The 19420-nt window shown below is 74.7% G+C and carries 16 protein-coding genes; 9 read left to right on the top strand and 7 right to left on the bottom strand.

Annotation, left to right across the window (positions count from 1 at the left end; translation table 11 throughout):
* Positions 1 to 38: 38 nt before the first annotated feature.
* Complete coding sequence (locus tag BUB17_RS06065) at positions 39 to 4091, top strand: nSTAND1 domain-containing NTPase (protein WP_072915001.1); 4053 nt, start codon at positions 39 to 41, stop codon at positions 4089 to 4091.
* A 31-nt stretch (positions 4092 to 4122) separates the two neighbouring features.
* A complete protein-coding gene (locus tag BUB17_RS06060; protein WP_141242921.1) occupies positions 4123 to 5046 on the top strand; it encodes a DUF4231 domain-containing protein in 924 nt (307 codons plus the stop codon).
* A 334-nt stretch (positions 5047 to 5380) separates the two neighbouring features.
* Here BUB17_RS06060 and BUB17_RS06055 read toward each other — a convergent pair whose 3' ends face one another.
* Both BUB17_RS06055 and BUB17_RS25405 read right to left on the bottom strand, forming a co-directional pair.
* On the bottom strand, positions 5381 to 6565 hold the full coding sequence (locus BUB17_RS06055) for an NAD(P)/FAD-dependent oxidoreductase (protein ID WP_072914994.1): 1185 nt from the start codon (positions 6563 to 6565) through the stop codon (positions 5381 to 5383).
* A gap of 31 nt (positions 6566 to 6596) precedes the next feature.
* Positions 6597 to 7067: a nuclear transport factor 2 family protein gene (locus tag BUB17_RS25405; RefSeq protein WP_175561294.1), complete on the bottom strand. Its 471-nt coding sequence runs from the start codon at positions 7065 to 7067 to the stop codon at positions 6597 to 6599.
* A gap of 232 nt (positions 7068 to 7299) precedes the next feature.
* On the opposite strand from BUB17_RS25405, the gene BUB17_RS06045 reads away from it, so the two are divergent.
* Entirely contained in the window at positions 7300 to 7962 is a 663-nt protein-coding gene (locus BUB17_RS06045; protein ID WP_072914988.1) for a pyridoxamine 5'-phosphate oxidase family protein, read from the top strand.
* Between the two features lie 113 nt (positions 7963 to 8075).
* Positions 8076 to 9398 carry an aminotransferase class V-fold PLP-dependent enzyme gene (locus tag BUB17_RS06040; RefSeq protein WP_072914985.1) on the top strand — a complete coding sequence of 441 codons (1323 nt, stop codon included), beginning with the start codon at positions 8076 to 8078 and terminating at the stop codon, positions 9396 to 9398.
* 27 nt (positions 9399 to 9425) lie between these two features.
* Here the strand turns inward: BUB17_RS06040 and BUB17_RS06035 are convergent, their stop codons facing one another.
* From BUB17_RS06035 to BUB17_RS06025, 3 genes are all read right to left on the bottom strand, one after another.
* Complete coding sequence (locus BUB17_RS06035) at positions 9426 to 9824, bottom strand: hypothetical protein (protein WP_072914982.1); 399 nt, start codon at positions 9822 to 9824, stop codon at positions 9426 to 9428.
* A 243-nt stretch (positions 9825 to 10067) separates the two neighbouring features.
* Complete coding sequence (locus BUB17_RS06030; RefSeq protein ID WP_072914980.1) at positions 10068 to 11603, bottom strand: PRC-barrel domain-containing protein; 1536 nt, start codon at positions 11601 to 11603, stop codon at positions 10068 to 10070.
* Positions 11604 to 11819: 216 nt separating this feature from the next.
* On the bottom strand, positions 11820 to 12140 hold the full coding sequence (locus tag BUB17_RS06025) for a hypothetical protein (RefSeq protein ID WP_072914976.1): 321 nt from the start codon (positions 12138 to 12140) through the stop codon (positions 11820 to 11822).
* Positions 12141 to 12290: 150 nt separating this feature from the next.
* Here BUB17_RS06025 and BUB17_RS06020 point away from each other — a divergent pair, with 150 nt between their 5' ends.
* Both BUB17_RS06020 and BUB17_RS06015 read left to right on the top strand, forming a co-directional pair.
* Complete coding sequence (locus tag BUB17_RS06020; RefSeq protein ID WP_072914968.1) at positions 12291 to 13109, top strand: SRPBCC family protein; 819 nt, start codon at positions 12291 to 12293, stop codon at positions 13107 to 13109.
* 115 nt (positions 13110 to 13224) lie between these two features.
* On the top strand, positions 13225 to 14193 hold the full coding sequence (locus BUB17_RS06015; RefSeq protein ID WP_072915323.1) for a patatin-like phospholipase family protein: 969 nt from the start codon (positions 13225 to 13227) through the stop codon (positions 14191 to 14193).
* On the opposite strand, the gene BUB17_RS06010 is transcribed toward BUB17_RS06015, so the two are convergent.
* A complete protein-coding gene (locus BUB17_RS06010) occupies positions 14194 to 15162 on the bottom strand; it encodes a zinc-binding dehydrogenase (RefSeq protein ID WP_072914966.1) in 969 nt (322 codons plus the stop codon). It lies immediately after the preceding gene.
* 17 nt (positions 15163 to 15179) lie between these two features.
* Positions 15180 to 15578, bottom strand: a complete 399-nt coding sequence (locus BUB17_RS26670; protein WP_175561293.1) for a DUF1761 domain-containing protein — start codon at positions 15576 to 15578, stop codon at positions 15180 to 15182.
* Between the two features lie 246 nt (positions 15579 to 15824).
* Between BUB17_RS26670 and BUB17_RS06000 the strand changes: the two genes are divergently transcribed.
* The 3 genes from BUB17_RS06000 (at position 15825) to BUB17_RS05990 (ending at position 19400) form a co-directional block, all read left to right on the top strand.
* Positions 15825 to 16142: a PspC domain-containing protein gene (locus BUB17_RS06000; protein WP_072914963.1), complete on the top strand. Its 318-nt coding sequence runs from the start codon at positions 15825 to 15827 to the stop codon at positions 16140 to 16142.
* Between the two features lie 89 nt (positions 16143 to 16231).
* Complete coding sequence (locus BUB17_RS05995; RefSeq protein WP_083606080.1) at positions 16232 to 16855, top strand: LURP-one-related family protein; 624 nt, start codon at positions 16232 to 16234, stop codon at positions 16853 to 16855.
* 262 nt (positions 16856 to 17117) lie between these two features.
* Positions 17118 to 19400, top strand: coding sequence for a putative bifunctional diguanylate cyclase/phosphodiesterase (locus BUB17_RS05990; protein WP_083606078.1), 2283 nt, complete (start codon positions 17118 to 17120; stop codon positions 19398 to 19400).
* Positions 19401 to 19420 lie beyond the last annotated feature (20 nt).

Raw genomic sequence — 19420 nt, 5'->3', positions numbered from 1 at the left:
GGCCGTGGGCCGCGAGCGCTGATCCGTGAGGGGGAGGGGTGGCAAGGGTCTTCCTCAGCCACGCCAGCGAGGACGCCGAGCCGGCCGCCACCGTGCACGGGTGGCTGCGCGCCGCCGACCACGACGTCTTCCTCGACCAGGACCTGCGGGACGGCATCGTCGCCGGTGACGAGTGGGAGCAGCGGCTGCTCGAGCGCCTCCGCTGGGCCGATGCGGTCGTCTGCGTCGTCACGTCCGCCTACACCCGGTCGGTGTGGTGCACCGCGGAGGTCGTCTTCGCCCGGTCACGGGGCAGCCGCCTGGTCCCCGTCCGCGCGGAGGCCGGCGCCCGCCACCCGCTGCTGACCGCCGTCCAGTACGTCGACGTCACGAAGGACGAGGAACGGGCACGGGCCGGGCTGGCGGAGGCACTGTTCCGGCTGGACTCCGCCGGCGGTGGAGGATGGTCGGACGGCCGCTCACCGTTCCCGGGCCTGCGGCCCTTCGACGTCGACCAGCACCGGGTGTTCTTCGGCCGTGAGCGCGACGTGGACCAACTGGCCTCGCTGCTCCGGTCACCGGCCGAGCGGGCCGACGGGACCGCCCTGCTCGTGGTGGGTCCCTCGGGGTGCGGCAAGTCCTCGCTGGTCAGAGCCGGCCTGCTGCCGGTGATGGCCGAGGAACCGGACTGGTGGACGCTGTCGCCGTTCCTCACCGGTGCCGACCCGGTCGGGGCCCTGACGCGGGAGCTCTCGGCCGCAGCCCGTCTCCTCGGCCGGGACTGGTCGCTGGCCGACGTCCGTTGCCGGCTCGACCACGGGGGACTGACCGAGCTGGCCGACGAGCTGCTCCTGGCCGTCCCCGGACACCGCCGACGTCGGCTGCTGGTCGTGGCCGACCAGTTCGAAGAGGTGCTGACCCAGGCGCCGCCGCCCGAGCGGGCCCGTCTTGCCGCCTGCCTGCGTCCGGCGCTGACCGGGCCGGTGCAGCTGGTCGCCACCCTGCGGCCGGAGTTCCTCGAGCCGCTGCTGACCGACCCCGAGCTGAACGCGCTGCCGAAGCGGATCCACGCCGTGCAGCCGCTGCGCCGGGAGGCGCTGCGTGCGGTGGTCGAGGAGCCCGCCCAGTTGGCCGGCATCGAGGTGGACGACGACCTCGTCACCCGGCTGGTGGCGGACACCGACAGCGGTGAGGCGCTGCCGCTGCTGGCGTACACCCTGGCCGAGCTGGCCGAGGGGATCGGTCGGGGCGGCCGGTTGCTCACGAGCCGCTACGAGCAGCTCGGCGGGGTCCAGGGTGCCCTGACCCGGCAGGCCGAGGCTGCCCTCGCCGACGCGACGGCCGCCACCGGCCGCAGCCGAGAGCAGGTCGTCAAGGAGCTGCTCCGGCTGGTCACCGTGGACGAACAGGGCCGCCCCACCCGCTGGCGCGTGCCGCGCGACGAACTGCCCGACCAGGTGGCCACCGAGCTCGACGCGTTCGTCGCCCGGCGGTTGCTGACCACCGACCGTGAGGATGACCGTGTGGTCGTCGGGGTCGCCCACGAGGCCTTCCTGACCGCGTGGTCCCCGCTGCGCGAGGCGATCGAGGCCGCATCCACCGCGTTGCGGGCCCGTCGCGTGGTCGAGCTGGCCGCTGCCGAGTGGGCGGCTGCCGACGAGCCGCCGTCCCGGCTGTGGGAACGCGGTCAGCTGGCCGCTGCGCTGGCCGACACGGGAGCGCGCCTACAGCGGGGGCGCCCCCAGGGGACGCTGGTCGCCGACCGGGTCGAGCTCAGCACGCTGGCCCGGAAGTTCCTCCGGTCGAGCCTCCGGCGTGACCGGCGTCGGCGCGGCAGGAGCACGGTCGTCCTGTCGGTGCTGTTGGTCCTCGCGCTCGCCGGGGCGGGCCTGGCGATGGTCCAGACGAACACCGCGCAGCGGAGCCAGCAGGAGGCGGTGGCCCGCCAGCTCGTCGCCCAGGCGGATGCGGCGAGAGCCGCCGACCCGCGCACGGCCCTGCTGCTCGGCGTCGCGGCGCAGCGCATCCACCCCGACCCGGAGACCCGTTCCAGCCTGGTGGAGACCCTGACGCACACGCGATACGCCCGCACTCTCCCGCACGACGACGAGGTGGTGTCCGTGGCTCTCACCCGCGACGGGCGCACCCTCGCCACCGGGGGGATGGACGGCCGCGTCGTGCTGTGGGACCTCGCCGACCCGGCCCGCCCGCGCCGGATCGGGGAGCCGCTGGTCGGCCACCGCAAGTTCGTCTACTCGGTCGAGTGGTCCCCGGACGGGCGAACCCTGGCCTCGGCCAGCGGGGACCGGACCGTGGTCCTGTGGGACGTCACCGAGCCGGCCCGACCCGAGCCGCTCGGCCGACCGCTGGCCGGCCATTCCGACCAGGTGCACACGGCGGTGTTCTCCCCGGACGGGCGCACGCTGGCCAGCGGAAGCGCCGACGGCATCGTCCTGCTCTGGGACGTCAGTGACCCCTCCGGGCCCCGTCGGCTCGTCGACCCCCTGCTGGCCCACAGCGGTCGCGTCACCACGGTCGCCTTCTCCCCGGACGGGCGCACGCTGGCCTCCGCCGGGTTCGACGGCGTGGTCAGGCTGTGGGACGTCGCCGATCTGGCCGCTCCACGCCCGATCGGCGAGCCCCTGACCGGCCACCGCAACGCGGTGTGGGAGGTGGCGTTCGCGCCCGACAGCCCCGTCCTCGCCACCGGGAGCGCCGACGGCACGGCCCTGCTGTGGGACGTCGCCGATCCGTCCCGGCCCCGCCGGCTGGGACAGCCCATGACCGGCCACGTCAGCCCGGTCTACTCGGTGGCGTTCGCGCCCGACGGCCGCACCCTGGCCACCGCGAGCGGCGACCGGACGGTCCGCCTATGGGACCTCGCCGACCCGGCCGACCCACAGCTGCTCGGCGATCCGCTGACCGGGCACACCGAGTACGTCTACTCCGTGACCTTCGTCGAGAACGGGCGGATGCTGGCCAGCGGGAGCACGGACAGCACGGTGATCCTGTGGGACCTGGCCGAGCCCGCTCGGCCGCGGCCGCTCGGCGACCCCCTGACCGGCCACGCCGACTACGTCTACTCGGTGTCCTCCGCCCGGGACGGGCAGCTGCTCGCCAGCGGTGGAGCCGACGGGACCGTCCTGCTGTGGGGTGCCAGGGACGGCAGTCCGCCGGGAGAGGTCGGCCGGATCCCCGCCGACCAGGCGGGTGATGTGCGCTCGGTGGCGCTCGCCCCGGACGGGCGCACGCTGGCCACCGCCGGCGCGGACGGAACCGTCTCCGTGTGGGACCTGACCGACCCGTCCCGGCCGGTCCCGTCCGGGGAGCCGATGACCGGTCACGCCGGACGGGTGTACGCGGTGGCGTTCAGCTCCGACGGACGGGTACTCGCCAGCGCCGGTGCCGACCGGACGGTCCGCCTGTGGGACGTCGCCGACCCCGAGCGGCCGCGGCCGCTCGGCGAGCCCCTGACCGGCCACACTGGTCAGGTGTTCTCGGTGGCGTTCGCCTCCCAGGGAGGGCTGCTGGCCAGCGGCGGCGCGGACAACGCGGTCATCCTGTGGGACCTCGCCGACCCGACCCGCCCACGTCGGCTGGAGCCCGCGCTGACCGACCACACCAGTCACGTCAACTCGGTGGCCTTCGACCCGGACGGGCGCACGCTGGCCGCGGGTGGTGCCGACCACACTGTCCTGCTCTGGGACGTCACCGACCCGGGGCACCCCCGTCGGCTGGGGCCTGTGCTAACCGGGCACACCGACCGGGTCTTCTCGGTGGCGTTCGCTCCCGACGGGAGGACGCTGACCAGTGGCGGTGCCGACGGCGCGGTCGTCCTGTGGGACCTCACCGACCGGGATCGGCCCCGCCCGCTCGGCGGTCCCCTGACCGGGCAGGGCGGATCGGTGAACGCCGTCGCGTTCGCCGGGGACGCGACGCTGGTGAGCGGCAGCGGGGACCGGGCAGTCAGGCTGTGGGACCTCGACCCGCTCCGGCAGGTGCGGGACCAGCCTGCGGAGCGGGCCTGCGCCATCACCGGTCGCGGACTCGATCGCGAGGAGTGGGACAGCTACGTCCGGGACCTGGAGTACCTCGACACGTGTGCACGCTGACCGTCGCGTCCCTCGGTTGCGGGAGGTTGCAGTGACGACTCGTACGCCGACCGACGCCCTCGTGGAGGCGTGGCGGGACCAGCGGCGGTGGTCCCATGCGGCGAGCCGCCTCAAGAAGCGCATCGTCCGGTGGCGCACCACCGCCCTCGCGCTGGCCATCGCCGGCGCCGTGCTCGCCACGCTCGCGACCCAGGTTGGCCTCGACAGCGACGTCGGCAGGGGGCTCAGCGTCGCCGCCGCCGTGGTGCTCGCCCTGGTGCCGGTCATCCGTGCCGCGCGACTGGGGAGCGACCGCATCGAGGCGTGGACCCGGGCCCGGTCGGTTTCGGAGGGCCTCAAGGAGGAGGTCTACCTCTACCTCACCGGCACACCGCCCTACGACGGCACCGGCCGGGACGCCGAGCTCGGGAAGAGGACGTACAGCATGACGGACGACGCCGAGGACCTCGCCGGACACACCCTCGGCTGCCCGGCCGAGGACGCGCTGCTGCCGGCCGTCGACGGTGTGGAGTCGTACCTCCGCGAGCGCGTGCAGCCGCAGATCGACCGGTACTACACGCCCGGCGCCGCCAGGCACCAGCGACGCCTGACGCAGCTCCGCACGGTCGAGTTCGGCCTGGCGCTGCTGGGTGCCCTGCTCGGCGCCGTCGCGGCTGCCACGGGACTCGACGCCGTCGGCGCCTGGGTGGCGGTGGTCACGACCGTGGGCGCGGCGATCACCGCCCACATCGCCGCCGCCCGTCACGAGCACGTCGTGCTGACGTACCTGTCCACCGTCCGGCAGTTGAGGGCTCGCGTGGCGCAGTGGCGCGACGGCACGGATCACAGTCCGGGAGCGGCCGCCCGGTTGGTGCGGGACTGCGAGGACGTCATCTCGCGTGAGAACGAGAGCTGGATGGCTGCGTGGAGCCGCGACGACGGCGGTAAGGCCGAGGCCGCACCCGCCAGCCCATGACCGGCTGCGGCCGCGACGGTACCTGCGGTGCAGGCCCGTCTCAGCCCAGCACCGCCCAACAACTCCGCCAGGCGATCTCCGCCGTCGCCGTGATCACCATGTGCTGCGTGGGCACCTCCTGTCGAGGTTGGTCCTGGCGCATCTACAACGGACGAATGTCGACTGAGCTGAGTGGGAGTGGAGCCAGTCCGCACACAGTCCGCAGAACGGTCGGCTGTGGCCGATGTCAGCCGATCGTGGCCAATCACGAGACCGCTGGCCAGGGGCCTGTGCCGTCGACAACCCACGATGGTCGAAGACACCGCATTCGTTCCGCTTCAACGTCTGACGGCGGTCACACCCGTCCCCGGAGGATCCGGCGGAAGTAGATCGCCGGGAGGGCGTAGCGGTCGAGGAACCAGGTCACGTGGCGGGGCTTGATCGGATCGACGAACGGCACCGACGGGCTCGGCCGGTTGTCGCGGTCGACCTCGACGAGCAGCAGCTTCCGGCGGCTCAGGGTGATCGGGATGACCGTGTACCCGTCGTACCGCTGCATCGGCGTCCCGTTCCGGGCGGCTGCGATGTTCTTGGCCAGGACGTCGACCTGGTACCGCAGGGCCCCGCCCGAGGGCCGGGTCGCCACGTCGGCCGCGTCGCCGATGGCCCACACCGACTCGTGCCGGCGGGAGCGCAGTGTCTGCGGGTCGATGTCGACCAGGCCCGGCGCCGGGTCGGCCGCGAGGCCGGCGTCGGCGATCCACCGCGGCGCCCGGTAGTGCGGGACGGCGTGGGCGAAGGCGACGTCCTCGAGCACCCGTCGGCCGGTGCCCGTCGCGACCGTGACGGCGTGGACGTCCCAGTCCACGCGCTCGATCCGGGCCTCGCGCAGCACCTCGACGCCGTAGCTCGCGAAGGTGCGCTCGAGGATCTCGTCGGCCTCCGGCACACCGGTCGCGGTCGCAGTGGGCAGCACCAGCCGGACCTCGAGATCCGGCAGCACACCGGCGCGCCGCCAGTGGTCGCATGCCATGAGCAGCGGCTTGAGCGCGGTCGGACCGCAGGACGCCGGCTCCGGTGGCACGGTGAACACCACGGAGCCGGCCCGCAGCGACGTCAGTCGCGGCCACACCTGCGGCGTGCTGCCCGGGACGTACGTGGAGGCCGCCCACCCGTCGTGGTACGCCGACTGCAGGCCCGGGGTGGCGTCCCAGTCCTCCACCAGGCCGGGGCAGAGGACGAGGGTCGAGCAGTGCAGCGTGCGTCCTCCGCGCGTGCGCACCGTCATGGCCGCCGGGTCGACCGCCTCGACGCTGTCGCGAACCCACGTGCACCCGGCGGGGACGACATCCCGCATCGGGCGTTCGAGGTCCGCCATCGTCGCCTGCCCGCCGCCGACGTAGTTGAGCAGCGGCTTGTACCGGTGCACCGGCTGAGGGGCCACGACGGTGACGTCCCGGACGCCGTCGCGGAGCAACCGCGCCGCCAGGGAGATGCCGGCGTTGCCGCCTCCGATGATGAGGATCTCGCTGCGTTCCACGTCGCTCCCGACTGAAGGCCGCGGACCTCCGTCACCGCCGCAGCTCGGCCACCGTGTCCAGCCTGCCCAGTTCGTGCGGGCTCCGCATGGCGTACGTGCAGGTGATCCGGCCGTCCTCGACGACGAAGGTGATCGCCGTGTCGAACTCGCCGCCGGGGTCGATGCGAGCGGCCACCGCGCCGTTGACCAGCGGCGTGCTGATCTCCACGGAGAGCACGGGCTCCCTGAACCGGGAGAGCGCCGAGGCCACCCGCTCCCGGCCCGCGAACGGGCGTCGCGCGGCGGGCGCCAGGCCTCCGCCGTCCGTGACCACCACGACGTCGGGGGCGACCACGGCCATCAGGCCCTGCACATCGCCGGCGGTGAGCGCGGCGAGGACCGCTCCACGACCCGCTGCTGCTCTGCGCGGCTCACGTCCATCCGCGGCCGCCGCGCGGTCACGTGCTGGCGGGCCAGGGTGCATCGCCGCGCCGATCGCCCCCGCGATCGCCGCGAAGCCCATCCGCCTCCCCGTCCGGGACGCGCACCTCACGTCCCCGGCGTGCCGCTGCTCGCGTATCAGGAGGCACCCGACGGTGCTCTGCAGGACGAGGCACCCTGCGACCTCGACCCGTTCACATCTGACCGTCAGGGCTGTGTTCGTGAGAGCCGCCCCGAGCCCTTGCGGATGCTCGGCACAGGCCCGTCCGTGCGGCGGGCACAGGAGACCCGTCGATGAGACGCGAGGACCCACCATGCCCGGCTCGATCGGTGAGCACCGCCTCCAGCAGCGCTACGGCACAGCGCCCCGCGCCCGGGGGTTCTACGACCACCAGGTGCTCGACCACCTCAACGACCACATGCAGACCTTCATCGGCCGCATGGAGATGGCGTTCGTCGCCACCGCCGACGGCTGCGGCGAGGCCGACTGCTCCTTCCGGGCCGGTCCTCCCGGGTTCGTCCGTGTCCTGGGCGAGCGGGTCCTGGTCCTCCCCGAGTACCGCGGCAACGGCGTCATGGCCAGCCTGGGCAACATCGTCGAGAACGCACACATCGGGCTGCTCTTCATCGACTTCACGGGCGACGCGATCGGTCTGCACGTCAACGGCCGGGCCACCATCGTGGAGGACGACGAGGTGCCGGCGGGTGCGGCATCGCCCGGCGCCGTGACCGCGAGCTCGTCCGCCGGAGGGGGCCGCCGGCCCGAGCGATGGGTCCGGGTCGACGTCGTCGAGGCCTACATCCACTGCTCCAAGCACATCCCGCGGATGGTCGAGCGCTCTGACGTGGCGCGGGCCTGGGGCACCGACGACGCCGTCCGCAAGGGCGGCGACTACTTCCGGGCCAAGCACTCTCCCCGACCCTGGGTCGACGGCACGCCTGTCGCCGTCCCCACACCGGCCGGGCGGGCCGACTGATGCCGCGTCCGGTCCCGGAGCCGGGGACCGACGCCGTGGCGCAGGCCCAGGACCGGGCCGCCGGGAGGATCCCGCCGCGAGGGAGGGGAACGCTCCGTCCCCGCGGTCGTCTCGTGGGTGACGACCTGACGATCTCCGTGGCGGGCGAGCCACGTCGATACATCGACCTCGACACCGCGGCCACCACGTCGGCGTCGGAGGCCGTCGTCCGCGCCGTCCAGGACTTCCTGCCGTGGTACTCGAGCGTCCACCGGGGCGCTGGGGCGAAGTCCCGGTACTCCAGCGCTCGGTACGAGGAGGCGCGCGAGACGCTGGTCCGCTTCGTGGGAGCCGACCCGGCGACGCACGTGGCGCTCTTCCCCCGGAACACCACCGAGGCGCTCAACGTGATCGCCTTCCGGCTGGGCCTCAGCCGCGACGACGTGGTCCTGACCACCGCGGTCGAGCACCACGCCAACCTGCTGCCGTGGCGGCGCCACGCCCGGCTGCGGGTCGTCGACGTCGACGAGCGCGGCGTCTTCGACGTCGCCGCCGTGGTGGCCGCGCTCGACGCGCGGCCCGCACCGCGCGTGCTGGCGGTGACCGGCGCGTCCAACGTCACGGGGTGGTTGCCCGACCTGCGCCCGATCGCGGCGGCGGCCCGGGAACGCGGCGTCCTCGTCGTGGTCGACGGCGCGCAGCTCGTGCCCCACCGCCCGGTGGACATCACCGCGCTCGGGATCGACGTGCTGGCGTTCTCGGGTCACAAGATGCACGCACCGTTCGGCGCGGGAGCGCTCGTCCTGCCGCGCCGGCTGCTCGCGGACGGTGAGCCCTTCCTGGTGGGGGGCGGAGCGGTGAAGGCGGTGTCCTTCGAGGAGGTCGTCTGGGCCGACTGCCCCGACCGGGACGACGCCGGCTCACCCAACGTCGTGGGCGTCGTCGCCCTCGCGGCCGCTGCAGAGGAGCTGGGCAGCGGGAACTGGGGAGACCGACTGCGCCGCGAGGCGGCGCTCGTCCGGGCGTTGGACGACGAACTCGCCGCCGTCCCCGGGCTGCGTCGCCTGGGGACGGCGTCGGGCGACCGGCTCCCCGTGGCGGCCTGCGTCGTCGACGGGATGTCGCACGGGCTCGTCGCCGCCCGGCTGGCCACCGAGTACGGCATCGGGGTGCGCAGCGGCTGCTTCTGCGCGCACCCGTACCTGACCCGCCTGTTCGGACTCGGTGCCGACCAGGTGCGACAGTTCCACGAGGACGCTCGGAGGAACCTGCACCACCGGCTGCCCGGAGCGGTGCGGGTCAGCTGCACCCCGGCGACCCCGCTGGCCGACATCGCAGCGTTGGGCGAGGCGCTGCGCACCATCACGGCAACCCCCGAGCAGGCCCGCGGCTACGTGCGCGACGAGCACGGCGACGTGGTGCCCTCCGTACCCACTCCCCGGCGGCCGCCGCGCTGAACGCCGATCCGTGCCGCCCGTCGGCCCCTACTCGCCGGGTGCCCGGTGGCCCCAGATCCAGACGTCGATGCTGCTCGAGCCGGAGTGGATCGGTGACGCCCGGACGCCGAGGCCGGTGCCGGGAACCTCGTAGGTGCGCTGCACCGACTCGCCCGGATCCAGGAGGAACCGGTCCAGGTCGCCGGGGGCGCCGCCGCCCTCGTGCAGGACCAGCCTGATCTCCACCGTCGAGTCGGAGGAGAACCGGCAGTCCGCCAGGACTCGGATGCGTGCGTAGCGATCCGTCGACACGGCGCCGAGGTCCGTCGGCGCCGTGATGGTCTGGATGCTGGAGAAGGCGACCTCGGTGGGCACCGGCACCTCCCGTTCGTTGCCGAGCGCGCCGGACGAGCCTCCTCCCGCCACCTGCGGCCCCACGAGGCTCACGCCTCCGGGGTGCCCACGAGCCACGGGCCGGCCCCCGAGGGGCCGGCTGCAGTCTCGAGGACGGCGCCGACCTGATCCGGTGTCGGCAGGTCGTGGCGGCGGCCGTGCGTGACAGCGGGATCGACCCCTACCCGGGGCGCAGGGGGACGACGTGCTCGACGCCGGTGCGGATGAGCGACACCCTCACCCGCACCGGCGGAGACGGCGGTCGGGACCCGCCGGGCCGGTACGGCTACGCCGTGGTCACGGCCGTCCGGTCGGGTCGTCGTCCGACTTGGCGGGCGGGATCAGCGGGTCCGGCAGCGAACCGTCCGTCCCGCGGGGGCCGCCCGTGCCCGACACCGGCGGAGGAGGCGTCACGACGACGTCGACCTCCTCGACGACCAGCGCGTCGATGTCGACCGTGTCGTTACCGGTGCCGGTGCCGGTGCTAGCGCCGGTGTCGGCGCTGTGGCGGCCGGGCCCGCCCCCGGACAGCTTGTCGATGCTGCTCTGCAGCGGAGCCGGCGCGGCGGCCCTGACCTGCTCCACGGCCTGCTGGACCTCCGGCCGCTCCATGAAGCCGGCCGCAGCCTGCTTGATCTGCTCGTACCGGGCCCGCCCGGCGCGCGCGCCGAGCACGTACCCGACCCCGAGACCGAGTCCCAACGACAACCTGCCCATGACTCTCCTCCAGCCCTTCTCCAGTCGTTCTCCGGTCTCGGCGACCACCTCGGGCACCGCCTCCGCTGCCGCGCCCACGGCGAGCACAGCTCCCAGGCCCGTCCGCCCGGCACGGCCGACGCCGGTCGCCACCCGCGGCAGGGCCGACCCGACCGCCACGGTGGCTGCATCGGTGGCCTGCAGGGCCGTGGCCGTCCCGGCGCGGGCGGCACGCCAGGCCGCCTGCCCGGTCGTGGCCAGCAGCGGCGTGAGTCGCGCCGCTGCCTCGTCGGTGTAGGTCCGCGCCGCCGCCGCCGTCGCACGGCCCTGCTGCGCGGCGTCCACGGCCGCACGGCGGATCGAGGCCTCCACCGCCGGTGCGGCCATCGCAGCGAGCTGCACGGCTCGATCACGGGCGGCGGTCGCCCCGGCGAGGGCGCGGACCGCGGCCGACCGCGGCGGGGGAGTCGCGCGCCGGAAGAGGCGCACCGACCCGAGGGGCGCCCCCCGGCGCAGGCGCACCGCCGCGACGACGGCCGCTGCCAGGGCGGCGAACGCGGCCACGGCGGCCGCCACCCCACGACCGCGCTGCGCGGCACCCCTCGTGGGGACCTGCTCGACCGTCGCGGCCGGTGCGGCCTCGGTCGGCTCGGACGTGGCCGGCGCGGGTGCGGTGGGCGCGGGTGCGGTGGGCGCGGGTGCGGTGGGCTCGGGTGCGGTGGGCTCGGGTGCGGTGGGCTCGGCGTCGGTCCCCTCGGACACGGCGGACCCGGCCCGGGTCGGCTCGGCCTCGGTCGCCGGCAGGAGGCTGTCCGACGTGTCCGTCGAGTACTCGATCCCGTAGTGCCGGTAGAGCTCCGCCTCCTGCTCCTGGGACAGCTCACGCGCGGAGCCGAACCGTGGCGCGCCGTCGGCGTCCGCCCGGGTGACCGTGACCTGGACCCGGTCACCGTCCCCCGTCGCGTCGAGGAGCGGGACCACCACGGTCACCTCGTCGCGATCGGCGTACAGCCACTCCGGCTGCCCGGTCGCCTCGTCGGCCAGCAGGGCGGCGCACACCCCGATCTCGGCGCCGTCGCGGTCGACCACCGTCCTGCCGATCCAGTCCCTCGCCGCGTCCCGATCGGGCAGTGTCATGGTTGCTCCTGTCGTGAGCGCCGGACGACAGGGCCGTCGCACGACGGCCGTCGCCCGCAGCTACCCAGCAGGTGGCTCGCCAATCCGCGGCGCCGGTCGGACGCCGGCACCGGTCCGGCCGCCAGGGTCTCGACGCAGTGCGCGGATCCGCAGTTCGCAGCCGAGGAACTGCGCATCCGCGCACACCGATGCCGAGGCGCCAGGCGGTGACGCCGCTCAGGCGGCCAGCGGGTGGTGGTGGCAGCGGCCACCGGCGGTCGCGCGGGCGCCGCACGGCGCGCCGGCCCTGGTCACGCCGCCGCTGTCACCGCAGCGGGCCGGGGCGGCCACGACCGGAGCAGCGACAGCCGGCGTCGCCGGGTGCTCGACCCCGGGGCGCGGGAAGGGCAGGACGACGGCGTCGCGCTCCTCGACCGGTGCGGTGGGCAGGGCAGTGGCGGCCGCGGCCGGGCGGGCGGCCCGGCGGTGCAGGACCGTGGCGGCGGTCGAACCGGCGAGGAAGGCGGCGAGGGCGGTGGCGACGTGGCTGGCGCGCATGCCCCCGTCATCGGCGGACGACGCGCCCGGCGCGAACCCCCACGTCACGCACGCCCCGGCCGTCACAGCACGCTCGGGATGATGTGCATCACCCGTCGCACCCCGGGGTAGCGGGGGTGCTCCAGTGCCCGCGACGAGGGAGGACCAGCGATGACGACCAAGGTCGAGAAGTCGATCCAGGTCGACGTACCGGTGAACCAGGCCTACAACCAGTGGACCCAGTTCGAGGACTTCCCGCACTTCATGGGCGGGGTCAAGGAGGTCCGCCAGCTCGACGACCGTCGCCTGCACTGGGTCGCCGAGATCGCCGGCGTCCGGCGGGAGTGGGACGCCTCGGTCCTCGAGCAGGAGCCGGACCGCAAGGTCGCCTGGGCCGCGACCAGCGGGGCCACCAACGCCGGGGCGGTCCGCTTCGAGGCCGCCGGCCCGAGCTCGACGATCGTGTACCTGACCCTGGAGTACGAGCCCGAGGGTGTCGTGGAGCAGGTCGGCGACAAGCTCGGCATCGTCGAGCGGCAGGTCAACTCCGACCTCGAGAGGTTCAAGAGGCTGATCGAGGACGAGGGCTACGCCACCGGTGCCTGGCGCGGCTCGATCAACGAGGACCTCGACGTCGGCACGCCCGGGGTCGGGGACGCCGTCGGCTCGCACGGTGACAGCGGCAAGGCGGGGGTGTCGGGGAAGGCCGTCGCCGCCGGCGTCGCGGCCGTGGCCGGTGTCGCGGCGGCAGGCGCTGCCGCCGCGGCCTCGTCGAGGGGGAGCGAGGGGACGCAGCAGCCGGAGGGCGTGCGCCAGCCCCAGGAGGTGACCGTCGTCGAGCAGCCGTCCCCGGACGTGGTGCGGGACGACGCGCTGACCGAGGAGTCGAACCCGGCCGGGTACACCGCGCCGTCCTCCACCGAGGGCGTCGAGAAGGGTGTCCGGAACTCCGGCGACGACCCCATGATCGGAGGCGGTAGCCGCAGCTGAGCCCAGCGGTCGGTGGAGGCGGGAGCAGCGCCGCCTCCACCGACCGGCATTGTGGTCCGCCGGGACACCCGAGCTGGTCGCGGACCTCGCGGGGGCCTGGAACGCTCGCTGCGTGATGCGCGTCGGCTTGGTGCTGGGCGGTGGCGGCGTCGTGGGCCAGGCGTACCACTCGGGCGTGCTGGCGGTGCTCCAGAACGACTTCGGCTTCGACGCCCGCACGGTGGACGTGATCGTCGGGACCTCGGCCGGGTCCATCACCGGCACGCTGCTGCGGTTGGGCGTCTCGGCCGAGGACCTCGCCGCCTGGACGGTGAAGGCGCCGCTGTCCGACGAGGGCGACGTCCTCCGGCACGTGGCCGGCACCCCCGTCCCCGAGCTCGCCCCCTTCAACCCGCTGCACGTCCTGCGCCGGCCCCTGCGGCTGCCGGGGCGGCACATGGTGCAGCGCGCGCTGGCCAGGCCGTGGCGGTTCCGGCCGCTGGCGGCCGGGATGGCCCTGATCGCGCCGGGGCGGCACGACATCGCCGAGCAACTGGCCGCACTCCGCGAGCTCGAGGGGCCGGGATGGCCGGACAGGGACCTGTGGATCTGTGCCGTCCGGCAGCGCGACGGGCGCCGGATCGTGTTCGGTCGCCCGGGCACGCCCGAGGTGCCGGTCCACCAGGCGGTCGCGGCGTCGTGCGCGGTGCCGGGGTACTTCGCTCCGGTCCGGATCGGAGGGCACAGCTACGTCGACGGCGGAGTCCACTCGCCCACCAACGCCGCCGTCCTCCGCGGTCGCGGACTCGACCTCGTTCTCGTCGTCTCGCCGATGAGCGGTCCCGCAGGGTGGCTGCCCGATGTCTACGCGGCCTCCCGCCGGCACGCCGCACGCCTGCTCAAGCAGGAGGTCAGGGCGCTGCAGCGGGCGGGGATCCGGACGGTCGTCCTCGCTCCCGGCGCGGCCGAGCAGCGCGCCATGGGCAACGACATGATGTCGCGGCACGACCTCAACGGGGTCATCCAGCAGTCCTACCTGGCGACCGGCGCGTACGCCGCCAGGCCCGAGGTCGCCGACCTGCTCCGAGCCGCAGCCGGCCGCTGATCAGGGGACCAGCGCGAGCTTTCCGACCACGTCCCGCCGGCTGAGCCGCGTCAGCGCCTCCGCGGCCCGGTCGAGCGGGAGGCACCGGGGTTCCGGCGGCCGGAGTTCGCCGCGGGCGACCCGGCCGAGGACGTCGGACACCAGGGCGCTCGCCGCCTCCGGCTCGGTCCGCGCCCAGTCGCCCCAGTCGACGCCGACGACGGTGCGGTTGCGCAGCAGTACGACGTTCGCCGGCAGCCGGGGGATCTCGCCGCCGGCGAACCCGACGACGCAGAACCGCCCGTAGGCGGTCAGCGACCGCAGCGCCGCCTCGGCCAGCGGCCCACCCACCGGGTCGACGACGACGTCCGCCCCGCCACCGGTGACCTCGCGCACCCGGCCCTTGAGGTCGGTGTAGTCGACGGTCACCTCGGCGCCGGCTGCCTGCGCCGCCTCGCGCTTGGCCTCCGTGGACGCGGCGGCGACGACGCGGGCACCGGCCGCCCGGGCGACGTCCACCGCGGCCAGGCCGATGCCGCCGCCCGCGCCCAGCACCAGGACCCACTCACCCGGACGGACCTGCACCCGGCGGGAGAGGGCGAAGGTCAGCGTGCTGTAGCTCTCCACCGCGGTGGCGGCCACGGCCGCGGGGACGCCGTCCGGCAGCGGTGACACCGCCCAGGCGGGGGCCACCAGGTCGGTCGCGAACCCGCCGCCGCCCATCGACAGGACGACGACCGGGGCGCCCACCGACACGGGATCGGCGTCCGCACCCACCGCTCGCACGCGGCCGGCCACCGCCGAACCCGGCGTGTGGGGGAGCGGGGGCCGCACCTGGTAGCGGCCCTGCACGATCAGGCCGTCGACGAAGGCGACGGCCGCCGCCTCGACCGCGACGACCACCTCGCCGGGCCCGGGGGAGGGGTCCGGTTCCTCCACCAGTTCCAGCCGGTCGACCGGGCCGAACTCCCGGCACACGATGCGTCGCACGCCCGCTCCTCCCGACGTCAGCGCCGGCGGGCCCCGGTGGCCAGGGACACCAGCAGCAGCTTGACCAGCCAGTCGCCCGCGTGGATGGCGGCCAGCCGCCAGGGGACCTTCTCGTGGACGACGGACCCGGTCAGCAGCACGACCGGGAACGCGACCCACAGTGCCAGGCCGAGCCGCACCGCCTCGCGCGGGCCGGTCACCCCGGTGCGGGCGGCGAGGGCGGAGACGGTCACCGCCACGGTGCCACTGCGGGCCAGCTCGACGGGCACGATCCAGCCGGCCGCCGCGGTGTCCTCCGCGTAGGCGTCGTCCAGCTCTGCCAGCCGGCGGCCGAACGCCGCGTACCACGCCCCGCTCGCGGCGACGGCTGCTGCGGTGGCGAGACCGATGGCCGGCAGGTCCTCGACGGTGCGCACGGTTCCTCCTCGGTGGGGCAGGCGGGTGGTCCGGAGCCCCCGCAGTAGACCAGGCAGCACGTCCCTCCGGTGGTGATCGCGGCCGGACGTCGGCGGCGCCTGACCCGCGACCCCCGAGCAGCCGGGACGGCGTCGCCGATCCCTGCCACCCGGACTCGCACCGGGGACACCCCGACCGCGGGAACCGGGGGACGATCCGGGTCTTCCCCGGTGTTCGCGGCGTCCGGACCACGCCAGGCTCGTCCCATGACCAGCACACCCCAGGTTCCCGCACCCACCCGTCCCGAACTGCGCCGCAGCGGCACCGACCGCTGGCTCGGCGGCGTCTGCGGCGGCCTCGCCGAGTACAGCGGCATCGACGCCGTGCTCTGGCGGGTCGGCGCCGTCGGTCTCACCGTCGCCGGCGGCGCCGGCGTCGTCGTCTACCTGCTGCTGTGGGTGCTGCTGCCGTCGGCGCCGCTGCCTGCCGACCGCTCCCCGTCGATCCTGGACGGGTTCGTCGACCGGCTGCACGCCGCCCTCACCGGGACCCGATCCGGCCCTCCGCCGGGCGGCTCCGCCTGAGCAGGACGGTCCGCGACCGGCAGGACGGCGTCCCGATGAGCCACGATGACGCTCCAGCACCCACCTCCGACCAGCACGGGAGACCTGACGTGACCGTTCCGCCCGGACCGCAGCAGCAGCCGTCCCCGATGGTGGTGCCGGCCTTCTTCGTCAAGCAGCGGATCACGCTGATGGTCAACCGCTACGAGGTCATCGGGATGAACCCCGACGGCTCCGAGGGGCCGCTGCTCGCGTTCGCGGAGCAGAAGCGGATGAAGCTCAAGGAGGAGGTCGTCTTCTACGCCGACGCCTCCAGGAGCCGCGCGGTCTTCAGCTTCAAGGCGCGGCAGCGGCTCGACGTCGCCGCCGAGCACGACGTGTTCGACGAGTACGGCAACCCGCTCGGGTACTTCCGCAAGCAGTTCGGCGCCAGCCTGCTGCGCTCGACCTGGACGCTGTCGGCTCCCGGCATCGGCGCCGTCGGCCGGGAGCGCCGGCAGTCGATCGCCATCCTGCGCCGGGTGTGGGACTTCATCCCCTACGTCGGGGACGTCTGGGTGCCGTTCGTCTTCCACTTCGACTTCGTCGACACCGCGACCGGCGCGCCCGTGCTGACCAGCGAGCGACGGAAGGCCGTCCGCGACCGCTACACCGTTCGGGTGCCCGACCCGCGGCTGGACTTCCGCGTCGCGGCGTCCATGGCCGTCGCCCTGGACGCGCTGCAGAGCCGCTGAGCCGGGCGGCCGGCTGTTCGACATCGGGCACCGCACGCAGCGCGACCGGGGGCACGCCGCGCCCGGGAAGCCCGCCGCTGCGCGCCGACCAGGGCGGGTCAGCCGACCAGCAGGGGCGGGTGGGCGTGCCCGGTGCGGGGTGGAGGCCACGCCGTTCGGTCGGTTCGACGCCACGTCACCCTCCCACTCCAGGGGGTGAGGCGGATCCGGGTTCTGTCATGGCGGGCTGAAGGGCCGCGGCTGGGTGGCCGATGCTCTCCCTGTGGTCCAGGTCATCACGCACGCCGCCCGGCGGCGACGCACCCGACAGCCGGCCGACCGGTCGCTGCGGGCCGTCCGCGTGTCCGCCGCCGTCCTGGCGTCGGTCTACCTGCTCTCGCTGGCAGCGCACGGGCTCGGGGACGACGGCGTGCTCGCCGCTCTCGCCGTCGGCGGCAAGTGGCTGTTCATCGTCGGACTGACCGGCCTGCTGGTGCTGCGGGCGGTCACCGTGCCGGAGGACCGAGCCGTCTGGCTGCTCTTCGCCGCCGCCGTCGGGTCCTACACCGTGGGGTCCCTGGGTTACGCCCTGACCAACGGCGGACCGGCGCCGATCATCCGGCCGATCTGGGCCGACCTCGCCTTCATCGCCTTCCACCCGCTGGCCGCCGCCGCGCTGTTCCGGCTGCTCCGGTCCCGGATGCGGCGGCTGACGTCGAGCATGTGGCTCGACGCCGTCGTGACGGGACTGACCGCGGCGGCCTTCGCCTCTGCGTTCGCCATCGGCGCCTACCTCCACACCGCGCTGCGCAACGCCCTCCTCGTCGCCGTCTACCCGATCGCCGACCTGCTGCTGCTGGTGTTCATCGCCGGAGCCCTCGCCGTCATCGGCCGCGGCGCCGGTGCCGCCTGGTGGTGGCTCACCGCCGGGACCGCGCTGTTCGTGGTCACCGACACCGTGTACGCCTACCAGGTCGCGCACGGGACCTACGTCATCGGCGGCCTGCTCGACGTGGGCTGGGGCCTGGCGTTCGTCTGCTACGGCATGGCCGCCTGCCAGGCGCCCCGGCCGCGCACCTCCGTCCCGTTGCCCGGTGTCCGGGCCCTCGTCGTCCCCGGGCTGTGCGCCATCGGCGCGCTGGTCCTGCTGCTGCGGGGCTATCTGGAGGACGGCGACCCGCTGGCCGGCGGGCTGGCGTTCACCGCCGTGGTGGCCGCCCTCGCCCGCACCGCGCTGACCTTCCGCGAGGTCCGCGCCCTGGCCGACAGCCAGCACCAGGCGCGCACCGACGAGCTCACCGGCCTGCCCAACCGCAGGCAGGTCTTCGAGACCTTCCGCGCCGCCGACGCGCGGATGGCCGCCGGGGGGACGGCCGCGGTGCTGGTCATGGACCTGGACCGGTTCAAGGAGATCAACGACTCCCTCGGCCACGGCGTCGGTGACGCCCTGCTGCGCGAGGTGGGGCCGCGGCTGGCCGGCCACCTCCGCAGCGGCGACCTGCTGGCCCGCCTGGGCGGGGACGAGTTCGTCGTCCTGGCCGCCGACATGGACGAGGACGGCGCGCTGGCCCTGGCCGAGCGGCTGTGCGCCACCCTCGCGCGGTCGTTCCGGCTCGCCGGCATGGCGCTCAGCGTGGAAGCCAGCGTGGGCATCGCGATCGGCCCGCGGCACTCGCGGCACGCCGAGGAGCTGCTGCAGATGGCCGACCTGGCCATGTACGCGGCCAAGGCCGGCCGCAGCTGCGCGGTGGTCTACGACGAGGAGCGCCACGGCTCCGGTCGGTACCGTCTCGAGGCCGTCGCTCAGCTGCGCCGGGCCATCACCGAGGGCGAGCTGGTGCTGCACCACCAGCCCAAGCTGAGCCTGCAGACCGGCCGGGTCGACGGGGTGGAGGCGCTGGTGCGCTGGCAGCACCCCGAGCGCGGGCTGCTGTTCCCCGACGCGTTCATCGAGCTGGCCGAGTCCGCCGGCCTCATGGGGCCGCTGACCCGCCGGGTGCTGGATGCCGCCCTGGCCCAGCGGCGGGCGTGGGCCGACCGCGGGCGGGAGCTGACCGTCGCGGTCAACGTCAGCCCGTCGAACCTGGTCGACGAGGGCTTTCCCGACGAGGTGGCCGGGCTGCTGGCCCGGCACGGCGTCCCGGCGACCGCGCTGGTCCTCGAGGTGACCGAGAGCCTGCTCATGGCGGACCGTGAACGCGCCGTCCGCGTGCTCTCCGCGCTGCGGGAGACCGGCGTCGGCATCTCCATCGACGACTACGGCACCGGCTACTCGAGCCTGGCCTACCTGGCCAGCCTGCCGGTGACCGAGCTCAAGCTCGACCGCACCTTCGTCAGCGCGATGAACGACAGCGACCGGTCGGCGTCGATCGTGACCTCGACGCTGCAGCTCGCGCACGCGCTCGGCCTGGTGTTCGTCGCCGAGGGGGCCGAGGACCGGGCCACCGTCGACGCGCTGGCGGCGCTCGGCTGCGACGTCGTCCAGGGGTACCACCTCAGCCGCCCGCTGCCGGCCGAGCAGTTGGAGCGGTGGCTGCAGGCCAGGACGGCCACCCCGGTCGCCTGAGCGCTGTTCCTTGACGCTTG

The sequence above is a fragment of the Geodermatophilus obscurus genome (assembly GCF_900143215.1).
In the GTDB taxonomy this organism is placed as follows: Bacteria; Actinomycetota; Actinomycetes; order Mycobacteriales; family Geodermatophilaceae; genus Geodermatophilus; species Geodermatophilus obscurus_A.
Note: the sequence above shows the minus strand (reverse complement) of the source record. Positions and strands in the feature narration are given on the sequence as shown.

Coding starts and splice junctions, on each gene's coding strand:
- BUB17_RS25405 (WP_175561294.1), bottom strand. CDS start 7,067: ATGGGCTTCGCGGCGATCGCGGGGGCGATCGGCGCGGCGATGCACCCT.
- BUB17_RS06045 (WP_072914988.1), top strand. CDS start 7,300: ATGCCCGGCTCGATCGGTGAGCACCGCCTCCAGCAGCGCTACGGCACA.
- BUB17_RS06030 (WP_072914980.1), bottom strand. CDS start 11,603: ATGACACTGCCCGATCGGGACGCGGCGAGGGACTGGATCGGCAGGACG.
- BUB17_RS06025 (WP_072914976.1), bottom strand. CDS start 12,140: ATGCGCGCCAGCCACGTCGCCACCGCCCTCGCCGCCTTCCTCGCCGGT.
- BUB17_RS06020 (WP_072914968.1), top strand. CDS start 12,291: ATGACGACCAAGGTCGAGAAGTCGATCCAGGTCGACGTACCGGTGAAC.
- BUB17_RS06015 (WP_072915323.1), top strand. CDS start 13,225: ATGCGCGTCGGCTTGGTGCTGGGCGGTGGCGGCGTCGTGGGCCAGGCG.
- BUB17_RS06000 (WP_072914963.1), top strand. CDS start 15,825: ATGACCAGCACACCCCAGGTTCCCGCACCCACCCGTCCCGAACTGCGC.